The organism is Kribbella sp. NPDC050820, assembly GCF_040653975.1.
In the GTDB taxonomy this organism is placed as follows: Bacteria; Actinomycetota; Actinomycetes; order Propionibacteriales; family Kribbellaceae; genus Kribbella.
The window spans coordinates 1-17,185 of the sequence record NZ_JBFAHB010000121.1 but is presented as its reverse complement, the minus strand read 5'-3'; the positions used below and the strand labels follow the sequence as shown (position 1 = coordinate 17,185).

The window sequence follows — 17,185 nt, the reverse complement described above, 5'->3', positions numbered from 1 at the left end:
GCTTTAACTCCCGGCCTTCCCTCGTCACTCCAGTCGCTTCGCTCCCTCCGCTCCTCAGTCCAGGCCGGGAGGCCCCATGACCGGGGTGATCCGATCTCTTGTGGTGAACATCACACGGGAGCAGGATCGGCAGTAGGTGGGTGCTTACTTCTGGGAAGGCGGGGCGATGACCCGGATCACGGTGCAAGTCGACGGAAGCAGCTTCACGGACGAGGTGGAGCCGCGCACGCTGCTGGTGCACTACCTGCGCGAGCAGCTGGGAAAGACCGGGACGGTGATCGGGTGCGACACCGGCAACTGCGGTGCGTGCACGGTTCATTTCGACGGGCGGAGCGTGAAGTCCTGCTCGATGCTCGCGGTGCAGGCCGACGGGCACGAGGTGACCACGATCGAGGGCCTGGCGACCAACGGGCAGCTGCACCCGATGCAGCAGGCGTTCCACGAGAACCACGCCCTGCAGTGCGGCTTCTGCACGCCCGGCATGATCATGCAGTCGATCGATCTGCTGGCCGACAACCCGGACCCGAGCGAGGAGGACGTCCGGGTCGGCCTCGAAGGCAACCTCTGCCGGTGCACCGGCTACCAGAACATCGTCCGCGCCGTGCGCGCGGCGGCCGCCGCTGGAGGTGACCGATGACCACGACCGAGGATCGCCCGGCCACCGAGGTCGGCACTCCGCGCAAGCGCAAGGAGGACGCGCGGCTGATCACCGGCCGCACGCGCTGGACGGACAACGTCGTCCTGCCCGGCATGCTGCACCTCGCGATGGTCCGCAGCCCGTTCGCGCATGCCCGGATCACCGGTGTGGACACCGAGTCGGCGCGGTCGGCGTCGGGCGTGGTCGCCGTACTGACCGGCGCTGATCTTGCCGAGGAACAAGGTGGTCTGCCGTTCGCGTGGACGGCGACGCCAGAGCAGGTGCAACCGAACCACCCGTCGGTCGCGGTCGACACGGTGAACTTCGCCGGCGAGATCGTCGCCGTCGTGGTGGCGCGGTCCGCGGCCGAGGCATGTGACGCGGCCGAGCTCGTCGACGTCGACTACGAGGAGCTGCCGGCCGCTCTCGAGCTGAAGGCAGCGGCCGCGGACGAGGTGCTCGCGCACCCCGATCTCGGCACCAACGTCTCGGCGACGTTCGTGTACGACTCGGCCGAGGCCGGCCACGGCAGCGACGTCGAGGCGGCGATCGCGACCGCCCGGGACGGCGGCATCGTGATCGAGCGCGAGTTCCGCCAGCAGCGGCTGATCCCGGCGTTCATGGAGCCGCGGTCGATCGTGGCCGACCCGACCGGCGAGCAGCTCACGGTGTGGAGCTCGACCCAGGTGCCGCACTTCGTGAAGATCTTCATCTCGCTCGTCCTCGGCATCCCGGAGCACAAGATCCGGGTGATCGCTCCGGACGTCGGCGGCGGGTTCGGCGGCAAGCTGCAGTTCACGCCGGAGGAGGTGCTGACGGTTATCGCGGCTCGCCGTACCGGGAAGCCTTGTAAGTTCAGCGAGACCCGGTCGGAGTCGTTGATGGCGGCGCACCACGGCCGCGACCAGTGGCAGAAGGTCACGCTGTCCGCGGATCGCGACGGCACGGTGACCGGGCTCAAGGTGGAGCTGCTCGCGGACATGGGCGCATACCTGGGCCTGGTCTCGGCGGGCGTCCCGATCCTCGGGGCCCTGATGTACAACGGGATCTACAAGTTCCCGTCGTACCGGCTGACCTGCACCAACGTCTTCACGAACAAGACCTGGACCGACGCCTACCGCGGCGCCGGCCGGCCCGAGGCGACGTTCGCGATCGAGCGGATGATGGACGAGCTCGCGGTCGAGGTCGGCGTCGACCCGCTGGAGATCCGGGAGCGGAACTGGATCAAGCACGAGGAGTTCCCGTTCCCGACGGTGTCCGGGCTGCAGTACGACTCCGGCAACTACGAGGCCGCGACCGCCAAGGCTCGTGAGCTCTTCGGGTACGACGAGCTGCGCGCCGAGCAACTGAAGCGGCGCGAGTCCGGCGACCCGGTCCAGCTCGGCATCGGCGTCTCGACGTACACCGAGATGTGCGGGCTGGCGCCGTCGCGCTGGCTCGGCTCGATGGGGTACGTCGGCGGCGGCTGGGAGCACGCGTCGATCCGGATGCTGCCGACCGGCAAGGTCGAGGTGATCACCGGGACGAGCCCGCACGGGCAGGGACACGAGACGGCGTGGAGCCAGCTCGTCGCCGATCGGCTGGGCGTGGCTTTCGAGGATGTTGAAGTGCTGCACGGTGACACGCAGGTCGCCGGGCGCGGGCTGGACACGTACGGCTCGCGGTCGCTGACCGTTGGTGGGATGGCGGTGCTCGCGGCGGCCGACAAGGTGATCGAGAAGGCGAAGCCTCTCGCGGCGCAGCTGCTGGAGGCGAACGCCGACGATCTCGAGTTCACCAGCGGCCGGTTCGGTGTGCGCGGCACCGAGTCAGGGATGACGATGGGGGAGTTGGCCTTCGCGGTGTTCCAGGGCCACAAGCTCGGCGGTGCCGCGGAAGGGTGCCTGGACGCCGACGCGACGCACGAGCCGGAGGACTTCTCGTTCCCGCACGGCACGCATCTGTGCGCGGTCGAGGTCGACACCGAGACGGGCGGGACGAAGATCCGGTCGTACGTGAGCGTCGACGACGTCGGGGTTGTCGTCAATCCGCTGATCGTCGAGGGCCAGGTGCACGGCGGGCTGGCGCAGGGGATCGCGCAGGCACTCTTCGAGGAGGCCGTGTACGACGAGGCCGGCACGTTGGTGTCCGGGTCGTTCGACCAGTACCTGGTGCCGTCGCCGCCTGACTTGCCGTCGTTCGAGACGGCGCGGACGGAGACGCCGGCTACGACGAATCAGCTCGGGGTGAAGGGGGTCGGTGAGGCGGGGACGATCGCGTCGACGCCGGCCGTGGTGAACGCGGTCCTGGACGCCGTACGCCACCTCGGGGTGTCCGACATCCCGATGCCGTGCACGCCGTACCGCGTGTGGAAGGCCTTGCAGGGCGGGGCATCTGCTTCGGCTCCTGGGCAGCCCGCTGCCGGGATGTCGGGTGCCGTCCAGTCCGGGGAAGGGGCGCCGTCATGATTCCTGCAGCCTTCGAGTACTTCACGCCGACCACGATCGACGAGGCGGTGTCGCTGCTGAGTGAGCACACCGACGCCAAGGTGCTGGCCGGTGGGCAGAGCCTGCTGCCGGTGCTGCGGTTGCGGCTGGCCGCGCCGGAGTCGATTGTCGACATTGGGAAGATCGACGAACTGCGGGGGATCCGCGACGACGGGGACGCGCTGGTCGTCGGTGCGATGACACCGCACAGCACGGTCCAGTTCGACCCGCTGATCGCCGAGCACACCCGGCTGATCTCGTTGGCCGCGGCATCGATCGCGGATCCGCAGATCCGGCACCGCGGGACCTTCGGCGGTTCGCTGGCGCACGCCGATCCGGCCGGTGACCTGCCCGCGGTCTCGGTCGCGTTGGACGCGTCCTTCGTGATCGCCGGACCGGGTGGTCGCCGTACCGTCGGTGCTTCGGACTTCTTCCAGGGCGTCTTCAGTACGGCGGTCGGCGACGACGAGCTCCTGGTCGAGGTACGGGTGCCGAAGTACACCGGCTGGGGCGCGCACTACGAGAAGTTCAGCCGGGTCGCGCAGGGCTGGCCGATCGTCGCGGTCGCGGCGGCGGTCCGGCTGGACGGTGATTCGATTGCCGAAGCACGGGTCGGGCTGAGCAACATGGGCTCGACGCCGATCCGGGCGATCGCGGTCGAGGACGCGCTGATCGGCCGGCCCGCGACCGCCGAGGCCGTCCGCTCGGCCGCGGCCCGGGCCGCCGACGGGACGTCGCCGGTGACGGACCTCAACGGTGACGCCGAGTACCGCCGGCACCTCGCCTCGGTGCTGACCCGGCGGGCCGTACTGGCCGCGGCAGGCACTGGATGAAGCTCGAGCACAAGTTCGTCGTACCGGCCCCGGTCGAGGAGACCTGGGCCGCGTTCAACGACCTCGAACGGGTGGTGCCGTGTTTCCCCGGCGCCACCCTGGCGTCGTACGACGGTGACAGCTTCACCGGCGCGTGCAAGGTGAAGCTGGGGCCGGTCTCGCTGCAGTACGCCGGCAGCGGGACGTTCGTCGAACGCTCTCCGGCGGACCATCGCGCGCTGATCGAGGCCAAGGGCAAGGACCGCCGCGGCAACAGCACAGCCAGCGTCCGCGTCACGGCGCAGCTGGATGCGTCCGGCGACTCGGCCACCGCGGTCACCGTCGAGACGGATCTGACCATCACTGGTCGCCCCGCCCAGTTCGGCCGCGGCCTCATCCAAGACGTCTCCGACCACCTCCTGGCGCAATTCGTCAAATGCCTGACCACAACCCTCACCCCGGAGGCCCAGCCCACCACCGCCACCGCCACCACACCGACCGCTGGCACGCCGACCGCCGCTGCGCCCGCCGAAGCGACGCCCGCCGGTCCAGCCAGCGCCGCCGGTCCCGCCAGCACCGCCGGCACCGCCACACCAGCCAGTCCCACTGCCCCGACAGCACCCACTGCCCCCACCGCACCCTCCAAGGAACAGGCCGGCGCACCTCCATCCGGCGCCTCATCCCTCGACCTCGGCGCGGCACTCCTGCCTGCTCTCCTGCGCCGTGCCCGCCCCTACCTCATCGGCGCCGCAGGAGCCCTCCTGCTCGGCCTCGTTCTCCGGCGCCTACTCCGCCGCTGACAAGGCCTGCCGACACAACCGATCAGCCGCCCGCGTCGTCTCCGGCAACCGATACCGCGGCGCCAGATGCAACACGTGCTCGACGGCGGTGTCGAGGCTGACCCGATGCCCGATGGACACGTACACGGGCTTCACCCCGTCCCGCGTACGCACCACCGCGCCAACAACCTGATTGTCAACAATCAGATCAGCGACAGAACCCCGCGCCGCCCCAGGCTGCGTGTACGTCCCGACGAACGCCGTCTTAGCAGCCCCGATCGCCGGCACCCCGGTCAGCACCCCGAGGTGACACGCCAGCCCGAACCGCCGCGGATGCGCCAACCCCTGCCCGTCACACACCAGCAGGTCCGGCGTCGTCCTCAACTTGCTGAGCGCCTGCAACAGCCCTGGAACCTCCCGAAACGCAAACAACCCAGGCACATAAGGGAATGTCGTCTCCCCGAGCACCACAGCCCGATCCACCTCGGCCAACGTGTCCCAGTCCAGTACGACGACCGCAGCCGCCAGCCGATCGCCGTCGTACGCGACATCAAGTCCGGCGACGTACCGCGGCGCCCTGTCGACATCCGTATCGTCGACAATCGACCGCAGTTCCTCCTGGACAGCAATCGCCTCAGCAGGCGTAGTCGGCCACCGCATCCCGGCACGCTATCCACGGCATGGGCTCAGCCCGCTCGGTGGCTCCGGCGGTACTTCGCAGCGCGAGCCCGGTTCTGACACGTCACCGAGCAGAACCGCCGCCGTCCGGCCGGCGAACCGTCCACGTAGATGTCGGCACATCCACCATCGACACAGATCCCGAGCCGACCGGGATCCCCGTCGGCCAACTGGTTGCGCAGTGCCAGCAGGGCCGCCGCGAGCAACGCGTCCTCGGCATCCGCCCACCACCTCCGCCGTACCTCATGGCCGTCCATCACGACGTCGGGCCGCACATCGATCCCCGTCAGCAACTCGGAGACCGCCGCCACGCGCCCAGCCGTACCCTCCGCCGCAAACACCCCGAAAACCGTGTCGGCAAATCGAACCAGCCCGTCATCCGTCAACGCGCTCGCCACGGCCGTGGGGATCCCGGTCCGGCGGTCCGGACCCGCATCAGCGGCCGCCGCGCCCTCACCGAAGTACTCGGCAAGAACCGGCAGGCCCGACCGTGCACCCGCCCGACGAGGCTCGACCCCCCAGCCGTTCACCAACTCGACCAGGGTCTCGAGCGCCATCGGCACAACCTGAACACGCACCACCCCAACATAACGCGATAACCCCCGTTAACGCGTTGCACGACCTCCTGCGCTCCCGTAACGTGATGAACCAGACCATCACGTGATGCTTGAGGAGGGATCGATGGCGGCGCGGATGCGCGACGTGGCCGAGCGAGCCGGCGTCTCGATGAAGACCGTCTCGAACGTCATCAACAATTACCCGCACATCACCCCGGCCACCCGAGCCCGCGTCGAGGCCGCGATCGCCGACCTCGACTACCGCCCCAATCTCGGCGCCCGCTCCCTCCGCAAAGGCACGTACGGCGTGATCGCCCTGGCGATCCCCGATTTGGCCAACGAGTACTTCGCCACCCTGGCCGCCGCCGTAGCCCGAGCCGCCAGGAAGCACGACGTAGCCCTCCTCATCGAGCAAACAGAAGGCGACCCCACCGCAGAGTCCCAAGCCTTGACCGGCCTCCGAGACCGCCCCGTAGACGCCATCCTCCTCTGGCCAACCCACCCCACCGCCACCGGCGCAAAGTCAGCTCCCGCGGAGTCGATCAACGGCGGCCCGGCTGCCGGCCGCCTCGTCAGGAGCGACGCGGCCTCCAGCCGCCCAGTCGTCCTCCTCGGCGCCGCCCTCGCCGAACAGGCGGCTGACAACGAGGCCCTAGCCGAACAGGCGGTCTGCCTCGCCCTCGAGCACCTCGCGGATGGCACCCCGCCCGCGCCACGCCACCTCGCGATCCAACGAGCTGAGGCCGCCGGCAGTTAGTCGCCGACCGTGGGGGGTCCGCCGGGGGGCCATTCGACTAGTTCTATGCGGTAGCCGTCGGGGTCGACCAGCCAGGAGGTGGCTGGGCCTTCGGGGCCTCCTGGGTGTTCTGGGAGGCCTGGGTGGAGGTCGGCTGTGGTTAGGCGGTCGATGGTGGTGGTCAGGGACTCGACCTCGATGGCGAGGTGTTCGAAGCCGCCGGGCTCGACGGGTCCGGCGGCCGGGCGGTGGACCAACTCGAGCGACACCGATGTCTCGCCGGACAGCTTCAGCCAGACCAGCTTGCCTCCATCGTCGAACGGCACCGTGCCGAGTTCGGTGTAGCCCACGGCCCGGTAGAAGGCGAGCGACCGCTCGAGATCACTCACCCGGTACGCGAACAGGATCGTCTTCATGCCCGCCGATCCAACAGGCCCTCACAAGGCGCGTCAACGAACAGGCGGTGTGTGCAGGCAGCGAGGTGAGCGGCCGGGCTGGAGGTGGTCGGGCGAGCGGTGTCCGCGAGATGGTTGCCGGCGAGCAGCACCACCGGCAGGTGGGAGAGGATGTCGGCATGCGAGTGCTGATTGCGCCGGACAAGTTCGCGGGGACGTTGACTGCTGTCGAGGCGGCGGCTGCCATCGAGGAAGGGTGGCGGCGGCGGGACCCGGACGCGGAGGTTCTGGTCGCGCCGATGGCGGACGGTGGGCCCGGGTTCATCGACGTTCTGGAGGCTGTTGTCGACGGCACCCTGCTGTCGGTGACCGTACGCGGGCCGCTCGGCGAGGACACCCCGGCCACGGTCCTGCTCGCGGGCGAGACGGCGTACGTCGAGACCGCCCAGGCCTGCGGCCTCCACCTGGTCGAGCCGAAGCTGCGCCGCCCGGAGGACGCGACGACGTACGGCGTGGGTCAGCTGATCGCGGCCGCGGTCGACGCCGGGGCGAAGCGGATCGTCCTCGGCCTCGGTGGATCCGGTACGAACGACGCCGGCGCCGGGATGCTCGCCGCGCTGGGGGCGACCGCTGCCGGGGGCAGCCTGGACGCCGGAGCGGCCGGGCTCGCGACGCTGACCGAGGTCGACCTGGAGCCGGCGCGGACGCGGATGGCCGGGATCGAGTTCGTCGCGGCGAGTGACGTCGAGAACCCGATGCTCGGGCTGCGCGGCGCGACCAGCGTGTTCGGCAAGCAAAAGGGGATTGTCGACGATCGGAAGCCCGAGGTCGACGGCTGGCTGACTCACTTCGCGGAGCTCGCGGACCGCAAGACCGCGGACCAGAAGGGCGCGGGCGCGGCCGGCGGGCTCGGCTACGCGCTGTTGCTGCTCGGTGCCGAGCGGGTGTCCGGCATCGATCTCGTCGCAGAGCTGACCGGTCTGAAGGAGAAGGCGTCCCGCGTCGACTTGGTGCTCAGCGGCGAGGGTGCGTTCGACTTCCAGTCCCGCGACGGCAAGGTGATCGCCGGTGTCGCGAAGGTGGCGAACGACGCGATGCGGCCGTGCGTCGTACTGGCCGGCAAGGTCCTGATCGGCTCCCGCGAGATGCGCACGATGGGGGTCGAGTCGGCATATTCCCTGGTCGACGCGGTGGGAGAGGCCCAGGCCTTCGCCGACCCGCACGGCTCACTCGCCGCCGTCGCAGAGCGGGTCGCCCGCACCTGGGCCCGCTGACCCCCCGTCCGATCCGGTACGGCGTACGCAGTTGAGCTCAACCGCGTCGTACGGCGGTCCACGCAGCGAGGCGGGTAGTTGATCCTGGAAATTGGTGTGCGACCATGGGAATGGTTCCGGATCAGCGGTTGTTGGCCCGGAATGACAGCGGACTTTCCGCGCGCGGCTGCCTGCCCACCTGCAGCCGGGCGCTCACGAGATGACTGGAGTCAGGAATGACTGAAGCGCAGACCGAGCAGGCCGTCGCCACGGGTGTGATCCTCACCGACGGGGCCGCCGCCAAGGTGAAGGCGCTGCTCGACCAGGAAGGTCGCGACGACCTCGCGCTGCGGGTCGCCGTTCAGCCGGGCGGTTGCTCCGGCCTGCGGTACCAGCTGTTCTTCGACGAGCGTCAGCTCGACGGCGACGTGGTGGCCGACTTCAATGGCGTCAACGTGGTGACCGACCGGATGAGCGCGCCGTACCTGAAGGGCGCGTCGATCGACTTCGTGGACACGATCGAGAAGCAGGGCTTCACGATCGACAACCCGAACGCGACCGGCTCCTGCGCCTGCGGCGACTCCTTCAACTGACGTACGCCGAAGCCCCGCTCCTCGACTGCTCGAGGAGCGGGGCTTTCGCATGCCCGAAACCGTCAGTGGGCTGAGGCGCCTTCGCGGGCGCGCTTCGGCAGCAGGAAGCTGACCGCGAGGCTCACCACGAACAGGCCGATCGCAACCAGCACGGTGTTCTTGGTGGCGCTGAGGAACGCGTGGTCCGGCAGCAGCTGGAAGAAGATCGTGCCGATCACCGCGACCCCGATCGCGCCACCGAACTGCTGCATCGCGGTCAGTACGCCGGATGCCGAACCGGCAGCCTGGTCGTCGATCGAGGCCAGGATGATGTCGAACAGCGGCGCGAACACCAGGCCGGCTCCGATCCCGGTGGCTAGAGTCGCCGGGACCAGGTTCCAGATCGTCGTCGCAGCGCCGTACGTGTGCAGGGTGAACCAGACGCCGCCCATCGCGAGCGCCATCACCACGATGCCGAGCTGCAGCGCCTTGCGGCCGAGCCTCGGTGCGAGCAGTCCGCCGGACAGTGGCGCGCCGATCGCGATGCCGAGTGAGAACGGCACCATCGCGAGGCCGGCCTTCAACGGGCTGTAGTGCAGGCCGAGCTGGGTGAACAGGTTGAACACCAGCATGAAACCGGACATCGCCAGGAAGAACGTGGAGATCACGCCGAGGCCGGCGACGTACCCGCGGCTGCGGAACAGTGACGGGTCGATGACCGGGTTTCCCGACCGGCGCTCGCGCCAGCCGAACAGGGCGAAGACCGGTACCGACGCGGTCAACATCAGGATTGTCCACAATGGCCAGCCGAGCTCGCGGCCCTGGACGAGCGGGTAGATCAGCAGCCCGGACGCCAGGCTGACCAGGATCACGCCGGCCGCGTCGAGGCGGGACGCGCCGGGGGTCTTCACCTCGGGCATGAAGCGGAGCGCGCCGGCCAGGGCGAGGATGCCGATCGGGACGTTGATGAAGAAGATCATCCGCCAGCCCGCGTCGAACCAGTTCGCGTCGATGAGGACGCCGGCGATGATCGGTCCGGCGACCGCCGACAGTCCCATCACCGGGCCGAACATGGCGAACGCCTTGCCGATCTCGGCCGGCGGGAAGACCGCCTTCAGGATCGCGAACCCCTGCGGGATCATCACCGCGCCGAGCAGTCCTTGGGCGACCCGGCTGCCGATCAGCAGCTCGGGCGAGGTGGCAAGCCCGCAGACCGCGGAGGCCACCGTGAACCCGACCGCCCCGATCACGAACAACCGCCGCCGCCCGACCAGGTCCCCGAGCCGGCCGAAGCTGATCAGCCCGATCGCGAAGGCGAGCGTGTACCCGGCGAGCATCCACTGCATCGCCGACTCCGACCCACCCAGCTCGGCGCGGATCGACGGCGCCGCAATGTTGACAATCGTCGCGTCGACAAGATCCATGATCTCGGCCACCAGCACGGTCGCCAGAACCACCCACCGCCAGCGGTACGGCGTCGCAGGTGACCTCCCCGATTCCGACGTGCCTGTGGGGGTGGCTGGAGGTGAGGTGATGGTTGAGGTGCTCATCGGTGGCTCCTGATTCGAACGGTGTTCGTTGACGAACACCGTTCTACGCACGAACGGTGTTTCTGTCAAGTACGGCGTTCGCTAGAGTGGAGCCATGACCCAGTCGCCGTGGCAGCCGATCAGTCCCGCGAAGCCGGCGCGCCCGCCCAAGGAGCCGCTCACCCGGGACCGGATCGTCGACGCGGCCATGCAACTGCTGGTCGAGCAGGGGTACGACGCGGTCTCGATGCGCAAGGTCGCCCAGGCGCTCGGCACCGGGCCGGCATCGCTGTACGCGCACGTCGCGAACAAGAAGGAGCTCGACCAGCTCCTCGTCGACCGTGCGGCGCAGGACATGAAGCTCCCCGAGGAGCCGGATCCCGACCGCTGGCAGGAGCAGCTGAAGGACGCGATGCGGGAGGTTCTGCGCGTGATGCGGGCGAACCCGGGTGTCGCGCGGGCTGCGATCGGCCAGGTGCCGCTGGGGGAGCAGGCGCTGCTCAGCACTGAGCGGATCCTCGGCATCCTCAAGGCCGGCAACCTCCCTGATCAGGCCGCCGCATGGGCGGTCGACCTGCTGCCGCTTTACGTCACCGCGATCGCGTTCGAGGAGACGGTGCAGGGCGCCTGGGCCTGGACCAAGGAAGACATCGAAGGATTCGTCACCGATCTCCGGGCGTACTTCGAGGCCCTCCCGCCCGACCGCTTTCCCCTCACGATTGCCCTCGCCGGCGCGCTGACCGCCGGCTCCACCGGTGACGAGCGCTTCGAGTTCGGCCTCACGGTCCTGGTTGCCGGCCTTGCCTCCCTGGCCGTCCCCGACTGAACCTGCCGTCGAATCCGCTGGTCGGGAGACCGTCCAGCCGCCCCGCCGGGAGCCAGTGCAGTCGATGGATGGCAGCCAGCGCAGCCAATGCAGTCGGTGGGCGGTAGTCAGTGCAGCCGGTGGGTGGTTGCCGGGCGTGACGGCGCGGGTGGGATGAGTGCTTGCCGTTCACGAGTTCACATGGTAAATCTTCGGATTGTCAACAAAACTACGACCTGGTCGTCTGGGTGTGCCGGCGTGAGGCGGGCACGTTCGCCGAGCGCGTAGGCGCGTGTGCTGATGGCGTGGGTGGGCACCCGGGTGAGGCCGCACGACGACAGGAGAGCCCCGTGGACGCCGAGAGTCAGCCGCCGGTCGAGAGGAAACCGCCGGTCGAGACCGAACCACCCCCAGGAGTGCTGAAGAGGGCAATCGCCGCCTCGGCCATCGGCAACGCGACCGAATGGTTCGACTACGGCATCTACGCGTACGGCGTGACCTACATCTCGGCGGCGATGTTCCCGGGTGACACCGAGAGCGCGACGCTGCTCGCGCTGATGACGTTCGCGGTCTCGTTCCTGGTCCGCCCGCTCGGCGGACTGATATGGGGCCCGCTCGGCGACCGCCTCGGCCGCAAGCACGTGCTGGCGATCACGATCCTGTTGATGTCCGGCGCGACCCTGTGCGTCGGCCTGGTTCCGACGTACGACGCGATCGGGCTGTGGGCGCCGATCCTGCTGGTCCTGCTCCGGATGATCCAGGGCTTCTCGACGGGTGGCGAGTACGGCGGCGCCGCGACGTTCATGGCGGAGTACGCCCCGAGCCGCAAGCGCGGCTTCCTGGGCAGCTTCCTGGAGTTCGGCACGCTGGCCGGCTTCTCGCTCGGCGCGCTGCTGATGCTCGGCTTCTCGCTGATCCTCGGCGACGACGCGATGCACTCGTGGGGCTGGCGGCTGCCGTTCCTGGTCGCCGCGCCGCTCGGCCTCGTCGGCGTCTACCTGCGGTCGCGGCTCGAGGACACTCCCGTGTTCCGCGAACTGGAGGCGAAGGGCCAGAAGGAGGAAGAGACGACTACGCAGTTCAAGGACCTGCTGGCCGGCTACTGGCGGCCGATCCTGCAACTCGGCGGTCTGGTGATCGCGCTGAACGTCGTCAACTACACGCTGCTCACGTACATGCCGACGTACCTGGAGAGCGAGATCGGCCTCAGTTCGGACGAGTCACTCATCGTGCCGATCATCGGAATGTTGACAATGATGGTGTTCCTGCCGTTCGCGGGCCGGATCTCGGACCGCGTCGGCCGCAAGCCGCTGTGGTGGTTCTCGCTCGCCGGGCTGTTCGTCTTCGGGACGCCGATGTTCCTGCTGATGGGCACGAACCTGGCCGGCGCGATCATCGGGTTCGCCGTACTCGGCCTGCTCTACGTCCCGCAGCTGGCGACCATCTCGGCGACGTTCCCGGCGATGTTCCCGACCCACGTCCGGTACGCCGGTTTCGCGATCGCCTACAACGTGTCGACCTCACTCTTCGGCGGTACGGCGCCGGCTGCAAATGACTGGCTCACGGCCCAGACGGGCAACGCGCTGATGCCGGCGTACTACATGATGGCCGCCTGCGCGATTGGCGCCATCGCGCTCCTGAAGGTTCCCGAAACCACTCGCTGCCCCCTCAACGGCACCGCCATCCCCGGCACCGCCGAGGCGCTCCCACCGGTAGCCCTGGAACCCGCGAAGGCCTAACCACAACCCCAGGAGGCTCGCCGGACCCACAGTCCGGCGAGCCTCACCTACGCCGCGATCCGCTCCGCGCTGCTCAGCGGCAGCCCCGGGCGAGGCCCCGCTGTGGCAGCCGCCCCGGGCATGCCCGGGTAGTGGGGGTTAGGAGGTCGCTGCGGTGACGGCGTCGGACCAGATGGCGGCGGCCTCGTCGATTTCGGCGGGGTTGACCACGAGGGCGGGGATGAAGCGGACGACCTGGCCCCAGGCGCCGCAGGTGAGGAGCAGGAGTCCCCTCCTGGCTGCCTCCTGCTGTACGGCGGCGGCCGTGACCGGGTCGGGTTTGCCGTCGGCGTCGCGGAACTCGTTGCCGATCATCAGCCCGAGCCCGCGAACGTCCGTGATCCGCTCATGCTTGTCCGCCACCAGTTGCAGCGCCTGCTTGAGTTGCGCACCCCGCTCCGCCGAGTTCTGCACCAGTCCCTCGTCCTGAATGACTTCCAGCGTTGCGAGTGCGGCCGCGCAGGCCACCGCGTTCGCGCCGTACGTCCCGCCCTGCGAGCCCGGCCACGCCTTCTCCATCAGCGCGGACGACGCTGCGATGCCCGACAGCGGGAAGCCGGACGCGAGCCCCTTCGCCGTGATCAGGATGTCCGGGTGCGCGCCGAAGTGGTCGCCGCCCCAGAACTTCCCGGTCCGGCCGAACCCGGTCTGCACCTCGTCCACGACGAGCAGAATCCCGTGCTGGTCGGCGCGTTCCCGCAGTCCGGCGAAGAACCGCTCGTTCGCAGGCACGTACCCGCCTTCGCCCAACACCGGCTCGACCACGAACGCTGCGGTGTCGGCCGGCGTACTCAACGTCTGCAGCACGTAGTCGAGTTGGCTCAGCGCGAAGTCCGTCGCCTGCTCGACCGGCCAGCCGAAGTGTCCGGGGTCGGGGAACGGCGACACGTGTACGCCGGCCATCAGCGGGCTGAACCCGGATCGGAACTTCGTGCCTGACGTCGTCATCGAGGCCGCCGCGACCGTCCGGCCGTGGAACCCGCCGTGGAACACCATCACGTTCGGGCGACCCGTGGCCTGGCGGCTGAGTCGGAGCGCCGCCTCGACTGCCTCGCTGCCGGAGTTCGCGAAGAACATCCGGTCGAGGTGCTGGGGGAGGACCTCGCCGAGCCGCTCCACGAGGTTGAGGAGTGGGCGGTGCATGACCGTCGTGTACTGCGCGTGGATGATCTTGCCGACCTGCTCCTGCGCGGCCGCGACGACGCGAGGATGGCAATGCCCGGTCGACGTCACCCCGATGCCGGCCGTGAAGTCGAGATACCGCCGATCGTCCTCGTCGAACAGCAACACACCCTCGCCGCGCGCGGCGATCACTCCGGTTGCCTGTTTCAACACCTGCGACAGCTCGGCCACGGCGGATCCCCTTCACACGTCCGATCAAACACCCGATTGTCAACCGTAAGATTGTCGACAATCTAGCCTAACCCAGCCCCCCACCCTGTCAATCCAATGCCACCGCGCCCGATCGCGCCGACGACACAGAAGGACGCGTCGTCCATCTCGGCAGCTTCTCGAAGATCCTTGCCCCACACCTGACCGCGCCGACCGCACCCGACCGCGCCGACCGCGGCTACCGCGCCCGACCGCGGCTACCGCGCCCGACCGCGCCGACCGCACCTGCCGCGGCTACCGCGCCCGACCCCGCCGCAGCCGGGCGCCGACGAACCACCGCCGCACGGCAGCCCGCCTCACGGCAGCCTGCCGGCGGCCGCCGGGGCCCGTGCGCTCGACCGCCGATCCGGCGCCGACCGACGTTCGGCCAGCGCCGCCGGGTCTGTCGCTGGCGACGGGTTGCCGGTAGGGCGGGTTACGCGGAGTGAGTCGGATTACCGGAATGCCGGGCCGTACCTGGGCATGGGTCGGCGGTCGCGCGGCTGTTGCCGGGGCGTGGCGCCGTACGTGAGGTCGGCTGCCAGAGTGTGGCGCCGTCGGGGTGCGGTGGTTGCCAGGGTGGCGCCGTACGTGGGTGGTGGGGTGGGGTCAGCGGTTGGTTAGGCGGGTTATGGCGTCGTCCATGTGGGCCATCAGGAGGTCGTCGGCGTGGAGGTAGTCGCCGGCGGCGATGGCTTCGGCGAGGGCCTTGTGCTCCTCGATGCGGGCGTCGGAGACGGTGTAGGTCTCGGCGAGGGCGTGGATGCACATGCGGGTCTCGGTGATCGAGGTCGCGTGCATGCGGGACAGCCGCGGGCTGCGGGCGAGCTGGACGAGGCGTTCGTGGAAAGCGATGTCGAGCTCGCTGACCGCGGCGGGATCGCCCTCGGCGGCGGCCATCTGCTCGACGATGGCGAGCAGCTCCTTGCCGGCCGCCTCGTGGTCGCCGTCGGCGATCCGCCGGGCGGCGGCGCGCTCGATCGCCTCACGCGCCAGGTACATGTCCCGGACGTCCTCCGGCGTCATGTCGATGACGAACAACCCGCGGTTGCGGATCGAGACCAGCAACCCCTCCGCGGTGAGCCGCTGCATGCCTTCGCGGAGCGGGCCGCGGCTCACGCCGAGCTTGCGGGCCAGGTCGGCCTCGCCGAGCTGCGCGCCGGGTTTGAGCTCGCCGTGGCTGATGGCCTGGCGCAACTTGTCGGCGATGATGCTCGGCGTCGACTCCTGCGCCAACGGCTCGATGAAACTGGTCACGCGTGTGTCCCCCTCGCTGAAAACAATCGGCCCAAGCCTGGCAGTGACGGTACCGGGCCGGTCAACTGCAACCCCTTCCACACCGTCACCTGGTTGGCCGTGAGTACCGGCTTGCCGACCGCGGCCTCGAGATCGTCGACGATCTGCAGCGTGTGCATCGCGGTGTCCGGCACCAGGATCGCCTCGGCGTCCGGGTGGTTCGCGGCCTTCACCATCGCGACCACCCGCTCCGGATCGAGCGTGCCGACCTCGGCCGCGGTGATGATCCCGTAGCTGCCCATCGCGACCACCTCGACGCCGCCGGCGGTCAGGAACCGGACGAAGTGCGTCGCGACGTCTTCCGGGTACGACGCGGCGACTGCAACCCGCCGTACGTCGAGAGCGCGGCAAGCGTCGACGAACGCGAGCGAGGTCGACGACGCCGGTACGCCGAGCGCCTGGGCGACCCCGGACGCCTGGTTGCGGGCGCCCTCGGGGCCGAAGACGAAACTGCCGGACGTGCAGGCCCACATCACCGCGTCCGGCTGGGCGGCCGCCAGTTCGGAGGCGCCTTCGGCGAGCCGCTCGGCGCGGCCCAGGTCGAGGAGTGCGTCCACGCGGTGCGCGTCCTCGCCGACCGAGGTGATCACGACCGGCAGTTTGATCGAACCGTCCAGTCGCGCCTCGAGCGCCGGGTAGTCGTCCTCCGCGCTGTGACCGGGATAGAGCAGCCCTACCGTGACCATCCAACCTCCTGGCTGATCGCACCGAAATAGGTAGATTGTCGACAATCTTACCCCCAGATTGTCACCAATGAGACACACCGCGAAGCGCCCAGGTAGCGGACAGAACCTGTCCGGTTCCCGGCCTAGCGTTGCTGGTGTCCGGGAACGAGTGGAGGAGAGTGGGATGGCGATTCCTGAGGGGTACACGACCGTGACGCCGTGGATCATCGGGCAGGACACGGACGGGCTGATGGACTGGCTGACGCGGGCGTTCGGGGCCGAGGAGATCGATCGGATGGTGGGTCCGGACGGGCGGATCGGGCACGCGGAGATGCGGATCGGGAACGCGATCGTGATGATGTTCGACGCCCGGCCGGAGTGGCCGGCGACACCGGCGTTCCTGCGGCTCTACGTCGACGACGCGGAGGCCGTGCACGCGCAGGCGGTCGCGGCGGGCGGCACGTCGGTGACCGAGGTGACGCACCTGTTCTTCGGCGACAAGGTCGGCCGCGTGCGCGACCCGTACGGCAACCTCTACTGGATCCAGACCCGCATCGAAGAACTCACCGAACAGGAAATGCTGGCCCGCCTGGCCGACCCCGAATTCACCCGCCGCATGGAATACGTCCAAAACGCCGACTTCTTCCCCGACGCCACCCCTAGCCCCACGCCCACCCCACCGAGGCCGCAACCCCGCGACCGGATATCCCCTGCCTCTATGCCTTCTCCCTTGGTGCACGAGGGGAGAAGGCACAACACGACGGGATATCCGGCTCTTGTGACTGATGTGTGGTTGGTATGGCGGGTGTGCTGGTCTGGCTGGGCCGTGGGTGAGTCTGCGGTGGCGGCGAGACGGG

General features: G+C 69.3%; 17 protein-coding genes. 10 read left to right on the top strand and 7 right to left on the bottom strand.

Going from position 1 to position 17,185, the window contains the following annotated elements:
• The first annotated feature begins 166 nt into the window (after window positions 1-166).
• Genes AB0H36_RS46150 through AB0H36_RS46135 form a run of 4 tightly spaced genes read left to right on the top strand, consistent with a single transcriptional unit; the run spans window position 167 to window position 4,714 of the window.
• A complete protein-coding gene (locus AB0H36_RS46150) occupies window positions 167-637 on the top strand; it encodes a (2Fe-2S)-binding protein (protein WP_360538232.1) in 471 nt (156 codons plus the stop codon).
• On the top strand, window positions 634-3,084 hold the full coding sequence (locus AB0H36_RS46145; protein WP_360538230.1) for a xanthine dehydrogenase family protein molybdopterin-binding subunit: 2,451 nt from the start codon (window positions 634-636) through the stop codon (window positions 3,082-3,084). Before AB0H36_RS46150 ends, AB0H36_RS46145 begins: the two co-directional genes overlap by 4 nt.
• Window positions 3,081-3,935, top strand: coding sequence for a xanthine dehydrogenase family protein subunit M (locus tag AB0H36_RS46140; protein WP_360538228.1), 855 nt, complete (start codon window positions 3,081-3,083; stop codon window positions 3,933-3,935). The genes AB0H36_RS46145 and AB0H36_RS46140 overlap by 4 nt, the downstream gene beginning before the upstream one ends.
• A complete protein-coding gene (locus tag AB0H36_RS46135) occupies window positions 3,932-4,714 on the top strand; it encodes an SRPBCC family protein (protein ID WP_360538226.1) in 783 nt (260 codons plus the stop codon). Before AB0H36_RS46140 ends, AB0H36_RS46135 begins: the two co-directional genes overlap by 4 nt.
• Here AB0H36_RS46135 and nfi read toward each other — a convergent pair.
• Window positions 4,700-5,353, bottom strand: a complete 654-nt coding sequence (gene nfi, locus AB0H36_RS46130; protein WP_360538224.1) for a deoxyribonuclease V — start codon at window positions 5,351-5,353, stop codon at window positions 4,700-4,702. The genes AB0H36_RS46135 and nfi overlap by 15 nt on opposite strands.
• A gap of 26 nt (window positions 5,354-5,379) precedes the next feature.
• Entirely contained in the window at window positions 5,380-5,949 is a 570-nt protein-coding gene (locus tag AB0H36_RS46125) for a CGNR zinc finger domain-containing protein (RefSeq protein ID WP_360538222.1), read from the bottom strand.
• Between the two features lie 85 nt (window positions 5,950-6,034).
• On the opposite strand from AB0H36_RS46125, the gene AB0H36_RS46120 reads away from it, so the two are divergent.
• Window positions 6,035-6,685, top strand: coding sequence for a LacI family DNA-binding transcriptional regulator (locus AB0H36_RS46120; RefSeq protein WP_360538220.1), 651 nt, complete (start codon window positions 6,035-6,037; stop codon window positions 6,683-6,685).
• Here AB0H36_RS46120 and AB0H36_RS46115 read toward each other — a convergent pair.
• Complete coding sequence (locus AB0H36_RS46115; RefSeq protein ID WP_360538218.1) at window positions 6,682-7,080, bottom strand: VOC family protein; 399 nt, start codon at window positions 7,078-7,080, stop codon at window positions 6,682-6,684. The genes AB0H36_RS46120 and AB0H36_RS46115 overlap by 4 nt on opposite strands.
• 158 nt (window positions 7,081-7,238) lie before the next feature.
• Here AB0H36_RS46115 and AB0H36_RS46110 point away from each other — a divergent pair, with 158 nt between their 5' ends.
• Both AB0H36_RS46110 and erpA read left to right on the top strand, forming a co-directional pair.
• Complete coding sequence (locus tag AB0H36_RS46110) at window positions 7,239-8,333, top strand: glycerate kinase (protein ID WP_360538216.1); 1,095 nt, start codon at window positions 7,239-7,241, stop codon at window positions 8,331-8,333.
• Window positions 8,334-8,548: 215 nt separating this feature from the next.
• A complete protein-coding gene (gene erpA / locus AB0H36_RS46105; protein ID WP_360538214.1) occupies window positions 8,549-8,905 on the top strand; it encodes an iron-sulfur cluster insertion protein ErpA in 357 nt (118 codons plus the stop codon).
• Between the two features lie 62 nt (window positions 8,906-8,967).
• On the opposite strand, the gene AB0H36_RS46100 is transcribed toward erpA, so the two are convergent.
• Window positions 8,968-10,434 carry a DHA2 family efflux MFS transporter permease subunit gene (locus AB0H36_RS46100; RefSeq protein ID WP_360538212.1) on the bottom strand — a complete coding sequence of 489 codons (1,467 nt, stop codon included), beginning with the start codon at window positions 10,432-10,434 and terminating at the stop codon, window positions 8,968-8,970.
• A gap of 94 nt (window positions 10,435-10,528) precedes the next feature.
• Between AB0H36_RS46100 and AB0H36_RS46095 the strand changes: the two genes are divergently transcribed.
• Both AB0H36_RS46095 and AB0H36_RS46090 read left to right on the top strand, forming a co-directional pair.
• The gene (locus tag AB0H36_RS46095; protein ID WP_360538210.1) at window positions 10,529-11,239 is read left to right on the top strand and encodes a TetR/AcrR family transcriptional regulator; all 711 of its coding nucleotides are present in this window, start codon (window positions 10,529-10,531) and stop codon (window positions 11,237-11,239) included.
• 329 nt (window positions 11,240-11,568) lie between these two features.
• Window positions 11,569-12,957, top strand: a complete 1,389-nt coding sequence (locus tag AB0H36_RS46090) for an MFS transporter (RefSeq protein WP_360538208.1) — start codon at window positions 11,569-11,571, stop codon at window positions 12,955-12,957.
• A gap of 138 nt (window positions 12,958-13,095) precedes the next feature.
• On the opposite strand, the gene AB0H36_RS46085 is transcribed toward AB0H36_RS46090, so the two are convergent.
• The 3 genes from AB0H36_RS46085 to AB0H36_RS46075 form a co-directional block, all read right to left on the bottom strand.
• On the bottom strand, window positions 13,096-14,349 hold the full coding sequence (locus tag AB0H36_RS46085) for an aspartate aminotransferase family protein (RefSeq protein WP_360538206.1): 1,254 nt from the start codon (window positions 14,347-14,349) through the stop codon (window positions 13,096-13,098).
• Between the two features lie 627 nt (window positions 14,350-14,976).
• Entirely contained in the window at window positions 14,977-15,624 is a 648-nt protein-coding gene (locus AB0H36_RS46080; protein WP_360538204.1) for a GntR family transcriptional regulator, read from the bottom strand.
• Window positions 15,621-16,349 (bottom strand): maleate cis-trans isomerase, encoded by a 729-nt coding sequence (locus tag AB0H36_RS46075; RefSeq protein ID WP_360538202.1) that lies wholly within the window; start codon window positions 16,347-16,349, stop codon window positions 15,621-15,623. The genes AB0H36_RS46080 and AB0H36_RS46075 overlap by 4 nt, the downstream gene beginning before the upstream one ends.
• A gap of 190 nt (window positions 16,350-16,539) precedes the next feature.
• Here AB0H36_RS46075 and AB0H36_RS46070 point away from each other — a divergent pair.
• Window positions 16,540-17,185 (top strand): VOC family protein (locus AB0H36_RS46070; RefSeq protein ID WP_360538200.1); only part of this gene is annotated, 646 nt, incomplete at its 3' end.

Bases quoted from the DNA above. Each gene is read 5' to 3' on its own strand.
- AB0H36_RS46135 (WP_360538226.1), top strand. From the start codon at position 3,932: ATGAAGCTCGAGCACAAGTTCGTCGTACCGGCCCCGGTCGAGGAGACC.
- AB0H36_RS46120 (WP_360538220.1), top strand. From the start codon at position 6,035: ATGCTTGAGGAGGGATCGATGGCGGCGCGGATGCGCGACGTGGCCGAG.
- nfi (WP_360538224.1), bottom strand. From the start codon at position 5,353: ATGCGGTGGCCGACTACGCCTGCTGAGGCGATTGCTGTCCAGGAGGAA.
- AB0H36_RS46110 (WP_360538216.1), top strand. From the start codon at position 7,239: ATGCGAGTGCTGATTGCGCCGGACAAGTTCGCGGGGACGTTGACTGCT.
- AB0H36_RS46145 (WP_360538230.1), top strand. From the start codon at position 634: ATGACCACGACCGAGGATCGCCCGGCCACCGAGGTCGGCACTCCGCGC.
- AB0H36_RS46150 (WP_360538232.1), top strand. From the start codon at position 167: ATGACCCGGATCACGGTGCAAGTCGACGGAAGCAGCTTCACGGACGAG.
- AB0H36_RS46140 (WP_360538228.1), top strand. From the start codon at position 3,081: ATGATTCCTGCAGCCTTCGAGTACTTCACGCCGACCACGATCGACGAG.
- AB0H36_RS46115 (WP_360538218.1), bottom strand. From the start codon at position 7,080: ATGAAGACGATCCTGTTCGCGTACCGGGTGAGTGATCTCGAGCGGTCG.
- erpA (WP_360538214.1), top strand. From the start codon at position 8,549: ATGACTGAAGCGCAGACCGAGCAGGCCGTCGCCACGGGTGTGATCCTC.
- AB0H36_RS46095 (WP_360538210.1), top strand. From the start codon at position 10,529: ATGACCCAGTCGCCGTGGCAGCCGATCAGTCCCGCGAAGCCGGCGCGC.
- AB0H36_RS46100 (WP_360538212.1), bottom strand. From the start codon at position 10,434: ATGAGCACCTCAACCATCACCTCACCTCCAGCCACCCCCACAGGCACG.
- AB0H36_RS46075 (WP_360538202.1), bottom strand. From the start codon at position 16,349: ATGGTCACGGTAGGGCTGCTCTATCCCGGTCACAGCGCGGAGGACGAC.